Genomic DNA, 14,651 nt, shown 5'->3' with positions numbered 1-14,651 from the left:
GACCTGCGCAGCAGCTACAGTGACGACCATGCACGTCCTCTGCCTCGACCTCGGCACCAGCACCCTCAAGGCCGCGCTCATCGACACGACCGGCCGCACGCTCGCCTCCGCGCAGACTGCGATCGACACCCGCCACTGCGGTGAGGATGGGCAGCTGACCGGGGCGATCGAGCAGTCGCCGGCCCAGTGGTGGCAGGCCGTCGCCGAGGCGGTGGGCGCCTTGCGCACGGATGGTCACCTGGATGCAGACGGGAGCCTGCCGGCTGCCATTGCGCTCACCGGCCAGATGCAGGACCTCGTGCCCATCACCTCCAGCCCGGCAGGGGCGGAGGGGCTTCGGGTCATCCTCTACTCCGACACCCGCGCCACCGCTGAACTCGCCGAGCTGCGCGCAGCCGATGCCGACTGGGAAGCCAGGCTGCTGACCACACCGGGCCCGGACTGCCTGCCGGCCAAGATCGCCTGGCTCACCGGCCACCACCCAGAAGCTCACATCGACGCGCTGGCTCTCAGCGCGGCCGGGTTCCTCGGATGGAAGCTCACCGGGCGCCTCACCTGCGACCGGCTGAGCGCCTCGACCACGTCGCTCTACGACGCGGCAGCCGATGCCTGGATGCTGCCGCGCCCAATCACCGAATCCCCCGCAGCGGCCTGGCGCCTGCCCGAGCTCGTCGACCCAGGCACCATCGGCACGCTGACCCCGGCAGCCGCCGGACACCTCGGGTTCGGCCCGGAGGCCGCAGGCATCCCGGTCGTCACCGGTCTCGGCGATGCCGGGGCTGCAAGCGACGGGATCATCGGCAGCACACCCGGTGCCGCCTACGCCTACCTCGGCACCTCCGGCTGGATCGCCCACATCGACCCGCAGACCCCGCGCCCGCTTGCAGGCTCCACCTCGGACTTCCACCGGCTCGTCCACCCGGCCGGGACGCTGGCGATCGCCGCGATGGTCAACGCCGGCTCCACCCTGACCTGGGGCAGGCGCGTGCTGCTCGGCATCAGCGCCGGAGACGAGCACGCGCCTGCTGCCCACGCCGCTGCCGAGGCGGCGCTGACCGAGGCGCTCGCAGCCGGCCGGTGGCAGGGTCTCACCTGCGATCCCGCGCTCGCCGGTGAGCGCACCCCGGCACTCGGGACCGCGGTCTCGACCGGGGCGCTGACCGGCATCCAGCCGGCCACCACCGCAGCCGACCTCTACGCCGGCCTGGCCGCCGGCATCGCCGCCAACCTCGGACGGCTCTGCGCTGCCCTCGGCACTGACCCTCACGCTCCGCTGCCAGTCACCGGCGGACTGACCGTTTCACCCGGGATCCGCCAGATCCTTGAACTCGTCCTCGACCGGCCGATCGTGCCGGTCGCCGAGGCCGATGCCGGGCTGCGCTCGTGTGCGCGGGTGGCATGGGAGGCGCTTGGTATCGAGCACACGATCACCCCGCTCGGTGCCACTGCCTGACTGGCCAAGGGCATGCCAAAGGGCAGGTGCCGTGCGGCACCTGCCCTTTCGCATGTGATCCTGCAGCCAGCCGAGGCCGGCGGCAGGTCACATCACTTGCGTGCGTTGATCGCGTCGGTGGCCTGCGGCAACACCGAGAAGAGGTCGCCGACCACGCCGAAGTCGGCGAGTTCGAAGATCGGAGCCTCTTCGTCCTTGTTGATCGCGACGATGTTCTTCGAGGTTTGCATGCCGGCCCGGTGCTGGATCGCACCAGAGATGCCGCAGGCGACGTAGAGCTGCGGCGAGACTGTCTTACCGGTCTGGCCGACCTGCGCCGAGTGCGGGTACCAATCGGCATCGACGGCGGCACGCGAGGCGCCGACGGCAGCGCCGAGAGCATCGGCCAGGGCTTCGACCGGGGCGAAGTCGCCGCCGGTGCCGCGACCACCGGAGACCACCGTGGCGGCCTCGGTCAGCTGCGGACGGCCGGAGGCCGGCTTCTCCTCAGTGGCGGTGATGCGGGCGGTCTTGGCGGCATCGCTCGGGGCGAAGCTGACCGACTCGACAGCAGCCGCGCCCTGGGAAGGCTCAGCGGCAACCGAGTTCGGCTTGATCGCGACGATCGGGGTGCCGCGGGTGACCTTCGACTCGACGGTGTAGCCGCCGGCGAACACCGACTGGGTGGCGACAAAGCCCTCAGCCACGCCGACGGCGTCGGTCAGGATGCCTGAACCGGTCTTGATGGCTGCCAGGCCTGCGATCTCCTTGCCCTCAGCACTGGCCGGGACGAGGACACCAGCCGGCTGACGGGTGGAGATGAGCTCGGCGAGCAGCTCGGCCTTCGGGCCGACGAGGAACTCATCGTATGCCGGGTCCGAGGCGACGAGCACCTTCTCGGCGCCGTATTCGCCGAGCTTGGCGGCAGCGGCCTCGCCCTTGGCGGCATCGCCGATGAACAGTGCAGTCGGCTCACCGAGTGCCTTGGCGGCGGTGAGGAGTTCGAAGGTGGACTTGCGCACGTCGCCGTCCACATGGTCTACGAGAACGAGAACTTCAGACATAAGTGTGTATTCGCTTCCTCTGCGTTCAGATAGTGGATCAGACGAGCTTCTTCGAGGCCAGCCACTCGACGAGCTGGTTGCCGCCCTCGCCTTCGTCGGTGATGACCTCACCGGCGGTGCGCGGCGGACGCTCGGTCAGCGTGACGACTTCGGTGGTGGCACCAGCAGTGCCGACCTCGCCGGCGTCGAGGCCGAGCTCTTCGATGTCGTACTCGTCCAGCGGCTTGCGCTTGGCGGCCATGATGCCCTTGAACGACGGGTAGCGCGGCTCGTTGATCTGGTCGGTCACCGACACGAGAGCCGGCAGCGGCACCTCGACGTACTGCGAGGCGGTGTCGCCGTCGCGGCGGATCTTGGCGACTCCGCCGGAGACCTCCAGGTGCGAGGCCTGGGTGGCAGCCGGGCGGCCGAGCAGCTCGGCGACCATGACCGGCACGACCGACATCGCGCCGTCAGTCGAGGACAGGCCGGTGATGATGAGGTCGACCGGGCCCTCTTCCTCTTCGACGACCTTGACGGCGGCGGCCAGAGTCTTGGCGGTGCCGACAGCGCAGGAGGCTTCGAGGCTGTCGTCGCAGATGTGGACGCCCTTGTTCGCGCCCATCTGGAGGGACTTGCGCACAGCGTCGACGGCGTCGTCGGGTCCGACGGTCAGGGCGATGACCTCCGTGCCCTTCTTGTCACCGTCAGCGATCTTGAGAGCTTCTTCAACAGCGTATTCGTCGAGCTCCGACAGCAGGCCGTCGACCGAGCGGTCGACGGTGTTGTCCGACTCGAAGGTACGGTCACCGGCAGCATCCGGGACGTACTTGACAAAAGTGACAATCCGCATGTGGGTAGTTCATCCTTCCTGAGAACCGAGGATCACCCTCGAAACAGGGCGTCGTTTCTCTAACGTTACCAAGTGGCGTCCGTCTCACTTCACAGCGGTGGGGCCGTTCGCCGGGGCCTGGTCCGACTCCCCTGCCCAGTGACGTGGGCCACTGTTGAGGGTGAGCCTATCCGAGTCTGGGATGTGGCGTGCAGTCGGGTGCGAACGCGGCGACTTATCGCTCGTTCAGTGCCAGTATCTCATGTCACATTCGCCGCACCCAAACCTGCCCCTGCCCACTGGCCGGACAGCACGGTCACCTGCTGTGACGCCCGTTCCCGAGGTGGTGGTCGCCGGTCCCGAGGCGCCGGTCACCGGTCCCGAGGACGTGGTCGCCCACGTGCGTGTGCCCAGTCGGCAGTCGGTCAGGCTTCGATGCGTTCGACGATCGCGGCCAGTCCCTGCCCGCCGCCGATGCACATGGTCTCCAATCCGTACCGGACCTGACGGCGGTCCATCTCCCGCAGCAGGGTCGCCAGAATCCTCGCACCGGTCGCCCCGACCGGGTGGCCGAGTGAGATGCCGGAGCCGTTGACATTGACGCGCTCGAAGTCGCCCCTTCCGAAGCCCCATTCGCGGGTGCAGGCCAGCGCCTGGGCGGCGAAGGCCTCATTCAGCTCGATGAGATCAATATCGGCAAGTGTCAGCCCGGCCCGCTCGAGAGCCTGCGCGGTCGCCGGCACCGGGCCGATGCCCATCGTAGCCGGATCCACCCCGGCCACTGCCCACGACACGATCTTGGCCAGCGGTTTGAGCCCGAGCTGCTCGGCCTTCGAGGCGGTGGTGACAAGACAGGCGGCGGCGCCGTCGTTCTGTCCGGAGGCGTTGCCGGCAGTCACGGTCGCGGCCTCATCGAGCTTCGCGCGGATCGGGGTGAGCTTCGCGAGCTTCTCGACACTGGCGTCCGGGCGGATGTGCTCATCGGTGGTGACCTCGTAGGCTGCGGTCTTGCGGGTCGCCGGCATCTGGATCGGCACGATCTCATCGGCAAACCGTCCGGCCTCGGTCGCCGCGGCTGCCCGCCGGTGGGATTCGACGGCGAACGCGTCCTGCTCCTCACGGCTGATCTCATAGATGCGGCGCAGATTCTCCGCCGTTTCGATCATCCCGCCGGGCACCGGGTGGTCCTTGCCGCCTGCGGTCACGCGCCCACGGGCGAGGCTGTCCTTGAGATCGATGCCGGGCCCGCGCACACCCCACCGGATCTCCTCGTTGAAGTACGGCGCGCGGCTCATCGACTCAGCCCCGCCGGCGATGACGACCTCAGCACCACCAGTGGCGATCATGCCCATCGCGTCGATGACGGCCTGCAGGCCGGAACCGCAGCGCCGGTCGAGCTGCCGTCCCGGCACGCTCGTCGGCAGTCCGGCATCGAGCGCGACGACGCGGCCGAGGGCGGGCGCTTCCATATGCGGGAAGCACTGGCCGAACACGGCATCGTCGATGACGCTCGGGTCGATGCCGGTGCGCTCGACGAGCGCGACGACGACCTGCCGGCCGAGCTCCTGCGGAGGGGTGGTCTTGAACTGGCCGCCGTAGCCTCCGACGGGGGAGCGCAGCGGTTCGCAGATGACGATGGGCTCGGACACAGGTTCTCCTTCGACGGTGACATGGCTCATAGTAGTCCCCGCCGCGGACACCGGCCCGAGGCGGTTGATGCCTCAGTCGGTCTCGCCGCCCTCGGCCGTGTCCGGGGGAGTGTAGAACCAGCGCTTGAGCAGGAACAGCACGAGCAGCCCGAGGATGACGGCGAGGATGCCGGTGAGGGCTGCATCGAGCGGATCGAATCCGGCCACGGTCATGCCGGGCAGCCCATAGCCGATGACGATGAGACACACGAGGCCGAAACCCAGACTCTGACTGCCGATGAACGGCAGGGCCGCCAACCTGTCACCTCGGGACCGGAACACAACCGCCACGACGACCGCCGCCACAGCAGCGCCGGCCAGCCACAGCCACCAGGAAGCAGTAACGTCGTCGCCGCGCAATAGGCGTTTGACCACCTCGGCGCCGGCCCCGCACGCGGCGGCGATGCAGACGCTGAGCAGCACCGTCATGAGCTTCGACGGCTGGACGGCAGAGGGCATGCGGGTCGCTCGCTTCCGATCAGGCAGGCGGGGTGTGCTTGGCAGGCTAACAGCCTGGGCCGTGAACCGCCTGCCGGGCGCCAGCACAGACTTGCTACCGTGGCTGTGAGCAACAGCACGGCGAGGGCCGCGGACGCACAGCAGCCGCGGCAGGAGGGCGAGGGGCATGAGCGCACCGCATGAGGACAACCGCAGCATTGACCAGGCGCTGACGCGCACCGGCACCGGGCCGCTGGCCGGCATCGTCGTCGCCGACTTCTCCCGCGTGCTCGCAGGCCCCTACGCCACCATGATGCTCGCCGACCTCGGCGCGACCGTCATCAAGGTCGAAAGCCCCGGCGGCGACGACACCCGTGCCTGGAAGCCGCCGATCCGCGAAGACGACGCCACCTACTACCTGTCGGCCAACCGCAACAAGTTCGACGTCGTCCTCGACTTCAAGGACCCCGACGATCTCGCGCTCGCCCACGAACTCGCCCGCCGCGCCGATGTGCTCGTCGAGAACTTCAAACCCGGCGGACTTGCGAAGTACGGACTCGACTACGACACCGTCGTGCAGACCAACCCGGCGGTCATCTACGCCTCGGTCACCGGCTTCGGCCCGCAGAACCCGCAGCCCGGCTACGACCTCCTCGTCCAGGGACTCTCGGGCTTCATGAGCCTCACCGGCGAAGCCGACGGCAAACCGTACCGGGCCGGCGTCGCGATCTTCGACGTCATCACCGGCCTGCACACCACTATCGGCATCCTCGCCGCGCTGCGGCATCGCAGCCAGACCGGGGAGGGTCAGAAGGTCGACACGAACCTGCTGTCCTCAGCCCTCTCGGGCCTGGCGAACCAGACGAGCGCCTATGTCGCCGGCGGTGTCGTGCCGCACCGCATGGGCAACGAGCACCCGAGCCTGTACCCGTACCAGCCGATGCCCACCGGCGATGGTGAGCTCATCGTCGCCGTCGGCAACAACCGGCAGTTCGAGATCCTGTGCACCGTCATCGACCGCCGCGAGCTGCTCGACGACCCGCGGTTTGCCCACAACGCTGACCGCAACCACAACCGGCGTGAGCTCGAGCCGCTTCTCATCGAAGCGCTGTCAGCGAAGTCCGCGCAGGAATGGTTCACGCTGCTCAGTGACGCGGGTCTGCCGTGCGCGCCGATCAACACGATCGAACAGGGCGTCCAGCTCGCCGCCGAGCTCGGTCTCGAACCCGTCGTCAACGCCGGCTCCGGCGACCGCGTCATCCCGACGGTGAAGAACCCGATCACGCTTTCGGCCACCCCGGTCAGCTACGACCTCGCCCCGCCGGCCCTCGGCGCCGACTCCGAGGCGATCCGCGCCTGGCTGCAGCATCCAGCCGACCGGCAGGCAGACTCTCAGTAACACGCTCACCGGCCCACCGCCTCGGGCACGGACCGTTCCCGAGGCGGTGGCCGGTGGCCTACCCGCACGCCTGGGCGGGGCGGCCGGTTTGATGTCGCGGACGTGACAGTGTGCGCACATGACAGCGGCACCCTGCCGGGATCCGATGCAGGTGCACCGTCACCTGGCAGGGTGCCGTGTTCTGATCGCTCACCCGATCGCTGACTGCTCAGCCGGCCGGGCGGCCGGGGTGGTGCTGAAGCTCAGCAGGTACAGCTCAGCGCAGCGGGCGTCCGTCCGCGTCGGGACCCGGGCCGTCAACCCCGCGTCCGTCCACGCCGCGTCCATCGACGCCGCGTCCGGCAGCATCGCGGCCTTCAGCGCCGTCAATGTCGATCTGCTCCTTGCGGACCTCACCGCCGACGGTCTCCTTGTCCTCGACGACGCGCTTGCCGACGTTGACCTTCTCCGTTGCCACGGTCTCCTTGTCGACAACCGGGCGCTCCTCGCGCAACGTCACCGTCTCATCGACAGCACCGCGATCGGCGTCGATTCCGCCGCCCTTGCGGGCTTCGGGGGAGTTCGGGTCGATCGACTCGCGCTCGACGACGAGCTCCTCGCGCTGCACCGGAACCTCAACCTGCTGGTTCTCGGTGACGACGTGCTTGCGCAGGCGCACCTTGCCGGTCTCGACCTGCTCCTTGCCGACGTTGAGGCGCTCCTCATGGGCGACGACCTGCTGCTGGTCACCAGCAGCAGCACGGTCGTGGTCGCGCACGCCGTCACGATCGAGATCGTGCTTGCCGTGGCGATCATGGTCGCGGTCGTGTCCGGCTGCACCGGCGACTCCACCGGCAGCGCCGGCCACACCGGCGTCACGGACGCCGTCGCGGTCGGCATCATGCTTGCCGTGGCGGTCGTGGTCGCGCACGCCATCGCGGTCGCGGTCACGGCCGGTGCCGGAATCGAGCTGGTAGTAGCGGAAGATCTCTTCCTCTTCCTCCGGCGTCAGGCTGCCGTCAGCGGCGATGTTCGGTGCGTCCTTGACGAAGGACTTCTCGAACGGAGCGACGAGGTTGTCGCCGTCACGCGAGACGCTCTGGTACGGAACGAAAGTCTCGTTCATGCCGAAGAGACCGGTGTTGACGGTCAGGAATGCTGGTTCATTGGTCTGGTCATCGAGGTAGACCTCCCCGATGCTGCCGATTTTGCTTCCGGTCTGATCGTAGAGATCGGATCCGCGAAGTCGGTCGATGTCGATGTTTTCCATGCTGAACTCCTATGGTGCGACGTTTCACCGTCGAGGAACCCTTCCCCAACGGGTGGTGCCTGTCAGCACTGAAGTGCTGTATCCGGAGTGACATCGGATGAGTTCACGCTAACACCTCGCTCACTTCGACAACAGTCCTTGTTTCTTAGCGCTTCCTCAGACTTTCAACCGGCAGGGCTCCTTGCGGCGGGGCACCGGCGGTCTGCAGCCGCAATCGGCAAGAATGGAACGGTGATTGACAAGTACACGAGCACCGATCGGCTGCGTGGTTCCGACGACCCGCTCATCCGCGAGGCGCCCGAATTCGTGCAGCGCCATGAACGCCTGCTGCCGGGCTGGAAGCTGCTCGGGAAGATCGGCCAGGTCCTCGGCCGCTGGTTCGGCCCCTACACCGCGCTCATCCTCTTCACCAGCATCGGCCTGGGCATCATGCTCGGCTGCGTGGCCATCGCCGAGGAGATCTACGAAAGCCTCGACAACCCGCGTGACGGCATCACCGCCCTCGACCGGCCGATCCTGCACTGGATGCAGGAGCTGCGCACACCGGCACTCAACCGCGCGGTCACCGTCTTCACCAACCTCGGCGACATCGTCGGGATGACCGTCATCGCGCTCATCATCACCGGCATCCTCACGATCGTCTACCGGCGCCGCACACCGCTGCTGCTCATGCTCATCACCGCCCTGGGCTCGGTCGCGTTCACGGTGCTCGGCAAGAACCTCATCGGCCGTCCGCGCCCAGCGCATGCCGATGCGGTTCCGCCGTATGAAGGCGGGTTCTCCTTTCCCAGCGGCCACTCGCTCAACTCCCTGGCGCTGTACGGCATGATCGCCTACCTGGTGCTCATCCTCATCCGCCAGTGGTGGCTGAAGATCCTCATCGTCCTCGGCTGCCTGGCCTTCGCCGCCTGCATGGGGCTCAGCCGCATCTATCTCGGCCAGCACTGGACGACCGATGTGCTCACCGCCTGGCTCGTCGCGATCGCCTGGATCACCGTCGTCATCACCGGCCACCGCATCTTCCTCGCCGTCGCAGCCGCCCGCAGTCGCCGGCAGCCTGGTGCCGACGGCCGCGCCGCTGGCTGAGATGCCCGTGCTCGCCTCTCACCGCTGTCGAGGCGGTGTCTGGATGGCATGAGACGCTGAGAGTATGTCATCTTCCCGCCAGCAGACACCGCCACCTGTTGTGCGCGCCGCCGGTCTCCGGGCGCGATCCCACACGCTGCTCGTTGCCGCTCTGGCAGCCGCCGGGGTGGTCTTCGCTGCTCTGTCGCTCATCGAGGCCATCTTTCGCAGCGGCCTGCCGGAGGCGGCCGCGCTCATCAGCAGCCTCATCTTCGAGCTGCTGCCCTCGCTCTTGGCAGCGGGCGCAGTGGCGCTGCTGTCTCGGCGCACCGAGTGGGAGTGGATCGCAGCGGCTGTCATCACCGTCTATGCGGTCATCTGGACGGCCATGCTCGTGTTGGAGAGCCCGCTCTGGTCAGGGGGCTTCACCCTGGCTGGCCTGGGCAACTACTACTATCCGCTCGTCTTTGGTCTGCCCCCGCTGCTCATCGCCTTCGCGCTCTGGGTGCTCGGCCTCGCGATCCGGGCGTTCCTCTCCGGCCGGCACATCAACCGCACCGCGGAGCCTGCAGCCGGTGACGATGATGAGCCCGAAGTGACGGCAGGTTCCGACACCAGCAGCATCGAGGCAGTCAGCGCAGACGGCCCCCGTGATGACGACCAGGCCGGGGCTGACAGTGCGGCGTCCGTGCGGCTGCTCGGCACGAGCATGCTCATCGGCGCGCTCGCCTACAGCGTGGTGTGCGCAGGTTCGCTCCTGGCCGCTGACATGACGGAGACGAAGACGGTGATGATGTGCCTGTTCGCCATCGCGCTGCCGGGGATCCTCGCGGCCATCCTGCTGTGGACGCTCAAGCCGGCGACCGCCCAGCCGGGTCTGGCGGCGCTGCTGTCGATGCTGGTGTTCGCTGTCCCGGGTGTCGTCGCCGGCAGGCTGTTCGACGTCTCGGTATTCATGCTGCCGTTGAGCCTGGCGGCGTGTGCCCTCGGGCTTGTGACGTGGTGGGTGCTCTCGGCGGTGCTGCGAGTGCCGCATCCGGCGCTGCCGCAACCACCGCCTCGGGCCCGGTTCAGTAGTACACGGCCAGCGGCCCGCGCGGGCCGTCGATGACGTCGACGGGGGTGTCGAAGACATCGGAGAGCACCTCGGGGCGCATGATCTCGCCCGGGGTGCCGAAGTAGCAGACCTGCCCGTCCTTGACCGCGCAGATCCGCTTGGCGTAGTGGGCGGCGAAATTGATGTCATGCAGCACGATGACGACGGTGCGTCCGAGCTCCTCGGCGGCGCGCTCGAGGTGCTGCATCATCTGCACCGAATGGCGCATGTCGAGGTTGTTCAGCGGCTCGTCGAGGAGCACATAGTCGGTGTCCTGGGCGAGCACCATCGCGACGTAGGCGCGCTGTCGCTGACCGCCGGAGAGCTCATCGAGGTACCGGCCCTCCAGCGGCCCGAGGCCCAAGAAATCGATCGAGCGGGTGATGATCGCATCATCGGCGGCGGTCAGCCGGCCCTGCGAGTAGGGGAACCGGCCGAAGCCCACAAGCTGGCGGACGGTGAGCCGGGTGACGAAGTGGTTCTCCTGCCGCAGGATCGACACGATCTTCGCCAGATCTTTCGACTTCGTCGTCGCGACGTCGTAGCCGGCGATCTCGATCGCGCCCTCGTCCATGCCCATGAGCCGGCCGATCATCGTCAGCAGCGTCGACTTGCCGGCTCCGTTGGGCCCGACGAGGGCGGTGACGCCGCCGGCGGGGATCTGCAGGTCGACCGGGCCGATCGAGACCTCGGCCGAGTAGCTCTTGCGAACAGCGGAGAGGGTGATCACAGGCGGCCCTTTCGCAGGACGTAGAGCAGGAAGAACGAACCGCCGACGACCTCGATGATGATGCCGACCGCGCCCTCGGCATAGAACAGGTGCTTGAGCGCGAAGTACGCCCCGGCCAGCACCGCCACACCCGTCATCCAGGCGAGCGGGAACACATACCGGTGGTCGTGAGTGTCGGCGAGCTGGTAGGCCAGCATCGCGACGAGGAACCCGAAGAACGTCATCGGCCCGATGAGGGCGGTCGAGATCGCCATGAGCACGGAGACGAGCAGCAGCACGATGATGTTGTAGGCCCGCTGGTTGAGCCCGAGGTTAACGGCCGTGTCATGGCCGAGGGCGAGCACGTTGAGCTTGGGTGCCAGCAGCCAGAGTGCGCCACCGGCGACGGCGACGATGGGGGCGGCGATCCACAGATGGCTGGCCTCGGCGTTGGAGATCGAGCCGATGAGCCGAGCGGTGAGCAGATCGAACTCACCCGGGGTCATGAGCCGCTGCATGAACGTCGACAGCGAGCCGAGGCCGGCACCCAGGATGATGCCGATGAGCAGCATGATCTGCATGTTCGCGTACCGGCCCGAGAGCAGCCAGCCGTAGAGGAAGGCCGCGAAGACGACCATGATCCCGACGGTGGTGAGGAACATGCTCGTCGACCCGGCCGCGACGATGCCGGCTGTGCCGAAGAAGAACACCATCGAGGTGTGGATGAGCGTGTACAGCGACTCGAAGCCCATGATCGAGGGCGTGATGATTCGGTTGTGGGTCACCGTCTGGAAGGCCACGGTCGCCATCGCCTGGCAGAAGGCGACGATGACGATGACGGTGATGTTCGTCGCACGCAGATTCGCGATGAGCCAGAACCCCTCCGAGCCGACCGGCATCGGGTTGTCCCAGGCCAGCAGCGCGAAACAGGCGGCCAGCGCGAAGGCGCCGATCCCGGCCAGGATCGCGAAGTAGCGCACCCGCGCGGCCCGCGTCGGCAGGGCGCCCTGGTGGCGGGTGTCTGGCGCCGGTGCCGGAGAGTGGGTGCGTGCGGTGGTGGACCGGGCTGCCGCGCCCGAGGCGGTGGCGGCGGTCTCGTCTGCCGCGCCCGAGGCGGTGGCGGCGGTGGCCTGTGCGGTGCCGGCGGCGGGGGTGGCGCCGCTGACGTCGGGCAGGGTGGACGGGCCGAGCTGGCCGGCTTGGCGGGCCAGCGAGGCCGGGTCGGTGTAGGTCGCTTCGTACAGGTCAGCCATTCCGGCGCCTCCGCAGCAGCAGGGTGATGAAGACCGCTGCACCGACGACAGCGAGGATGAGCGAGACGGGGATCTCGAAGGGGGCGACGATCGTGCGGCCGATGATGTCGCAGACGGTGACGATCGCAATGCCGAGCAGACACACCCACGGCAGGTTCGAGCGCAGGTCGTCACCGCGGAACAGGGAGACGATGTTGGGCACGATGAGACCGATGAACGGCAGGTTGCCGACGACGACGGTGACGATGCCGGTGGCGATCGCGATGAGCCCGGTGCCCAGCAGCAGCACCTGGTTGTAGTTCAGGCCGACGTTCGTGGCGATCTCCTGGCCGAGGCCGGCGACGGTGAACCGGTCGGCGACGATGAATACCGCGATGACGACGATGAGCACGAACCACAGCGGTTCGTACTGGCCGCGCAGCACCGCGGTGAAGGAGCCGGCGAACCAGATGCCGACGGTCTGCAGCAGGTCGTTCTGCAGGGCCAGGAAGGTCGAGACCGCGCCGACGACGGCGCCGAGCATGAGCCCGATGATCGGCACGATGAGCGAGGACTTCAGTGTCACCCGGCGCAGGAAGGCGAAGAAGATGAGGGTGCCGATGAATGCGGTGATGATCGCCACACTCATGGTGACGATGAGCGGAGCGCCGGGGAAGGCGATGAAGGCCAGCAGCAGACCCAGGCCCGCCCATTCGGTGGTGCCGGTCGTCGTCGGCTCGACGAACCGGTTCTGCGTCAGCAGCTGCATGACGAGACCGGACATTGCCATCGCCGCTCCGGCGAGCACCAAGGCGATGGTGCGCGGGACGCGGGTGATGGCGAACATCTCCGAGCCGTCTTCAGCGCCGAAGATGTCGTAGACGCCGATGAACAGCGAGGAGGCGACCAGCGCTGCGGTGAGAAGCACGCCGATGAGCAGCGGCCACGAGAACAGGCGCGACGATGCACGTGTGCCGGCCACCGCCTCGGGCGCGGCCGCCGCAGGCGCCCCGGCGGATCCAGGTGCCCCGGCGGACGTGCCGGCGGATCCGAGCACGCCGGCAGCGGCACCGTGAGCTGGTGCGTGTGCCTGGTGGCGTTCGTGGATGCTCATCGTCTCAATCGGTTGGGATCAGGTGGACCGCCGGCGGCGCGGAGCAGGCCCGCACCGCCGGCGCGGTGTCACTGGGAGTTCTCCATTGCGTCGGCGAGGTCGTTGAAGAAGGTGGTGTACGTCTGGATGCCCTCGGCAAGGTAGGTGTCCTTGGGCATGTAGACGATGTTGCCGTTCTTCACGGCGTTGACGTTCTTGAGCGCCTGGGACTCCTCGATGATGCTCTGGGCAGGCTTCGCATCGTCTTCGACCGCGGTGTCGCGGTCCATCACGAGCAGCCAGTCCGGATTCGAGTCGGCGATCGCCTCCACGGAGATATCGTCACCGGTGTGGTCATCCGATGCGCCCTCCGGAGCCTCGATCGAGGGGGTCAGGTCGAGGATGTCGAACACCGGGCCGAGCGTGCGGCCGACCTTCGGTGCGGAGTAGTTGATGTCGCCGCCGGAGGTGATGACGCCCATGACCTTGTCATCGGAGTTGTAGGCCTCCTTCACCCGCTCGATCGAGGCATCGAAGTCCTCGTTGAGCTGCTTGGCCTCCTCCTGCTTGCCGAACACCTCGCCGAGCACCTCGGTCTGGCGCTTGAGCTCAGCGTCGAGGGGCTGGTCGTCGCGCGGATCGAGGTTGAGGATCGTGGCATCCGGGGCCAGCTTGGCGAGATCCTCCTGGTACTGGGCGAAGCGCTGACCGTTGATGATGAGATCCGGCTGGGCTTCGACGACGGCTTCGAGGTTGGGCTCGCGGTGGTTGCCGAGGTCGATGACATCCTCGTTCTGGGTGTAGGAGACGCTCTCGGGCATGAGGGCCACGGCGCCGGCCTTGAGCTCCACGCCCCAGTCATCAAGAGTCTGGAAGGTGCGGTTGTCGGTGGCGACGACGCTCGTGGGCGGCGTGGCGATCTCGTGCGTGCCGTTGTTGTCTTCGACGGTCACGGTCGCGGAGTTCTCGGGGGTCTCCTCCGCCGAGGTGCCGGTGCCTGAACCGCAGGCGCTGAGGGTGAGTGCGACGGCTGAGAGAGCAGCGACGGCGCTCAGGCGGCGATGCTTGATCCGCATCAGGTAGGGCTCCTTTCGAGTGCGCGCAGCCAGTGGACTTCACCGGTGACGCGCTGGGGCGTAACGGTATGGCTCGGACAGACGGGAACTCCCGACTGCTTAGGTGAGCCACACTAAGGCTACGCTCACCCATTTACGAAACGGAAACGTGTCCAAAGTTCGTTAGGCTAATGTTACCTAACTCCCCCGGCGGTTCGCATGCTTGCAGGGCGCTTTGTGACGCGAAGCACATCCGGCTGATCGCTGGCAGCGCGAACGCCCGGCTGAGGCGGGCTCGACCGGGCGTTCGCAGGAAGGGT

General features: G+C 67.7%; 13 protein-coding genes. 4 read left to right on the top strand and 9 right to left on the bottom strand.

The window, feature by feature from the left end:
• Window positions 1-28 precede the first annotated feature (28 nt).
• Window positions 29-1,453 (top strand): FGGY family carbohydrate kinase, encoded by a 1,425-nt coding sequence (locus HLA91_RS04150; protein ID WP_170273674.1) that lies wholly within the window; start codon window positions 29-31, stop codon window positions 1,451-1,453.
• Between the two features lie 92 nt (window positions 1,454-1,545).
• On the opposite strand, the gene HLA91_RS04145 is transcribed toward HLA91_RS04150, so the two are convergent.
• The 4 genes from HLA91_RS04145 to HLA91_RS04130 all read right to left on the bottom strand — a co-directional run bounded on the left by HLA91_RS04145 (window position 1,546) and on the right by HLA91_RS04130 (window position 5,454).
• Window positions 1,546-2,496, bottom strand: coding sequence for an electron transfer flavoprotein subunit alpha/FixB family protein (locus HLA91_RS04145; RefSeq protein WP_170273673.1), 951 nt, complete (start codon window positions 2,494-2,496; stop codon window positions 1,546-1,548).
• 37 nt (window positions 2,497-2,533) lie between these two features.
• Window positions 2,534-3,328 (bottom strand): electron transfer flavoprotein subunit beta/FixA family protein, encoded by a 795-nt coding sequence (locus HLA91_RS04140; protein ID WP_102163073.1) that lies wholly within the window; start codon window positions 3,326-3,328, stop codon window positions 2,534-2,536.
• Between the two features lie 404 nt (window positions 3,329-3,732).
• Window positions 3,733-4,956, bottom strand: a complete 1,224-nt coding sequence (locus tag HLA91_RS04135) for an acetyl-CoA C-acetyltransferase (RefSeq protein WP_338076773.1) — start codon at window positions 4,954-4,956, stop codon at window positions 3,733-3,735.
• 72 nt (window positions 4,957-5,028) lie between these two features.
• Complete coding sequence (locus HLA91_RS04130) at window positions 5,029-5,454, bottom strand: hypothetical protein (RefSeq protein ID WP_170273671.1); 426 nt, start codon at window positions 5,452-5,454, stop codon at window positions 5,029-5,031.
• Window positions 5,455-5,620: 166 nt separating this feature from the next.
• Between HLA91_RS04130 and HLA91_RS04125 the strand changes: the two genes are divergently transcribed.
• Complete coding sequence (locus HLA91_RS04125; RefSeq protein WP_170273670.1) at window positions 5,621-6,832, top strand: CaiB/BaiF CoA transferase family protein; 1,212 nt, start codon at window positions 5,621-5,623, stop codon at window positions 6,830-6,832.
• A gap of 256 nt (window positions 6,833-7,088) precedes the next feature.
• On the opposite strand, the gene HLA91_RS04120 is transcribed toward HLA91_RS04125, so the two are convergent.
• Window positions 7,089-8,081, bottom strand: a complete 993-nt coding sequence (locus tag HLA91_RS04120) for a PRC and DUF2382 domain-containing protein (protein ID WP_170273669.1) — start codon at window positions 8,079-8,081, stop codon at window positions 7,089-7,091.
• A 231-nt stretch (window positions 8,082-8,312) separates the two neighbouring features.
• Between HLA91_RS04120 and HLA91_RS14155 the strand changes: the two genes are divergently transcribed.
• On the top strand, window positions 8,313-9,167 hold the full coding sequence (locus HLA91_RS14155) for a phosphatase PAP2 family protein (RefSeq protein WP_170273668.1): 855 nt from the start codon (window positions 8,313-8,315) through the stop codon (window positions 9,165-9,167).
• Between the two features lie 64 nt (window positions 9,168-9,231).
• Window positions 9,232-10,257 (top strand): hypothetical protein, encoded by a 1,026-nt coding sequence (locus HLA91_RS04110; RefSeq protein ID WP_170273667.1) that lies wholly within the window; start codon window positions 9,232-9,234, stop codon window positions 10,255-10,257.
• On the opposite strand, the gene HLA91_RS04105 is transcribed toward HLA91_RS04110, so the two are convergent.
• The 4 genes from HLA91_RS04105 to HLA91_RS04090 form a co-directional block, all read right to left on the bottom strand.
• Complete coding sequence (locus tag HLA91_RS04105; protein ID WP_170273666.1) at window positions 10,217-10,972, bottom strand: iron ABC transporter ATP-binding protein; 756 nt, start codon at window positions 10,970-10,972, stop codon at window positions 10,217-10,219. The genes HLA91_RS04110 and HLA91_RS04105 overlap by 41 nt on opposite strands.
• Window positions 10,969-12,204: an iron chelate uptake ABC transporter family permease subunit gene (locus tag HLA91_RS04100; RefSeq protein WP_170273665.1), complete on the bottom strand. Its 1,236-nt coding sequence runs from the start codon at window positions 12,202-12,204 to the stop codon at window positions 10,969-10,971. The genes HLA91_RS04105 and HLA91_RS04100 overlap by 4 nt, the downstream gene beginning before the upstream one ends.
• Window positions 12,197-13,297 carry an ABC transporter permease gene (locus HLA91_RS04095; RefSeq protein ID WP_170273664.1) on the bottom strand — a complete coding sequence of 367 codons (1,101 nt, stop codon included), beginning with the start codon at window positions 13,295-13,297 and terminating at the stop codon, window positions 12,197-12,199. The genes HLA91_RS04100 and HLA91_RS04095 overlap by 8 nt, the downstream gene beginning before the upstream one ends.
• Window positions 13,298-13,365: 68 nt before the next feature.
• A complete protein-coding gene (locus HLA91_RS04090; protein WP_170273663.1) occupies window positions 13,366-14,352 on the bottom strand; it encodes a siderophore ABC transporter substrate-binding protein in 987 nt (328 codons plus the stop codon).
• Window positions 14,353-14,651 lie beyond the last annotated feature (299 nt).

It is taken from the genome of Brevibacterium luteolum, assembly GCF_013004595.1.
In the GTDB taxonomy this organism is placed as follows: domain Bacteria; phylum Actinomycetota; class Actinomycetes; order Actinomycetales; family Brevibacteriaceae; genus Brevibacterium; species Brevibacterium luteolum.
The sequence above is the reverse complement of the archived record's forward strand: the minus strand, read 5'-3'. Positions and strand labels throughout refer to the sequence as shown.

Bases quoted from the DNA above. Each gene is read 5' to 3' on its own strand.
- HLA91_RS04150 (WP_170273674.1), top strand. From the start codon at position 29: ATGCACGTCCTCTGCCTCGACCTCGGCACCAGCACCCTCAAGGCCGCG.
- HLA91_RS04145 (WP_170273673.1), bottom strand. From the start codon at position 2,496: ATGTCTGAAGTTCTCGTTCTCGTAGACCATGTGGACGGCGACGTGCGC.
- HLA91_RS04140 (WP_102163073.1), bottom strand. From the start codon at position 3,328: ATGCGGATTGTCACTTTTGTCAAGTACGTCCCGGATGCTGCCGGTGAC.
- HLA91_RS04130 (WP_170273671.1), bottom strand. From the start codon at position 5,454: ATGCCCTCTGCCGTCCAGCCGTCGAAGCTCATGACGGTGCTGCTCAGC.
- HLA91_RS04125 (WP_170273670.1), top strand. From the start codon at position 5,621: ATGAGCGCACCGCATGAGGACAACCGCAGCATTGACCAGGCGCTGACG.
- HLA91_RS04120 (WP_170273669.1), bottom strand. From the start codon at position 8,081: ATGGAAAACATCGACATCGACCGACTTCGCGGATCCGATCTCTACGAT.
- HLA91_RS04110 (WP_170273667.1), top strand. From the start codon at position 9,232: ATGTCATCTTCCCGCCAGCAGACACCGCCACCTGTTGTGCGCGCCGCC.
- HLA91_RS04100 (WP_170273665.1), bottom strand. From the start codon at position 12,204: ATGGCTGACCTGTACGAAGCGACCTACACCGACCCGGCCTCGCTGGCC.
- HLA91_RS04095 (WP_170273664.1), bottom strand. From the start codon at position 13,297: ATGAGCATCCACGAACGCCACCAGGCACACGCACCAGCTCACGGTGCC.
- HLA91_RS04090 (WP_170273663.1), bottom strand. From the start codon at position 14,352: ATGCGGATCAAGCATCGCCGCCTGAGCGCCGTCGCTGCTCTCTCAGCC.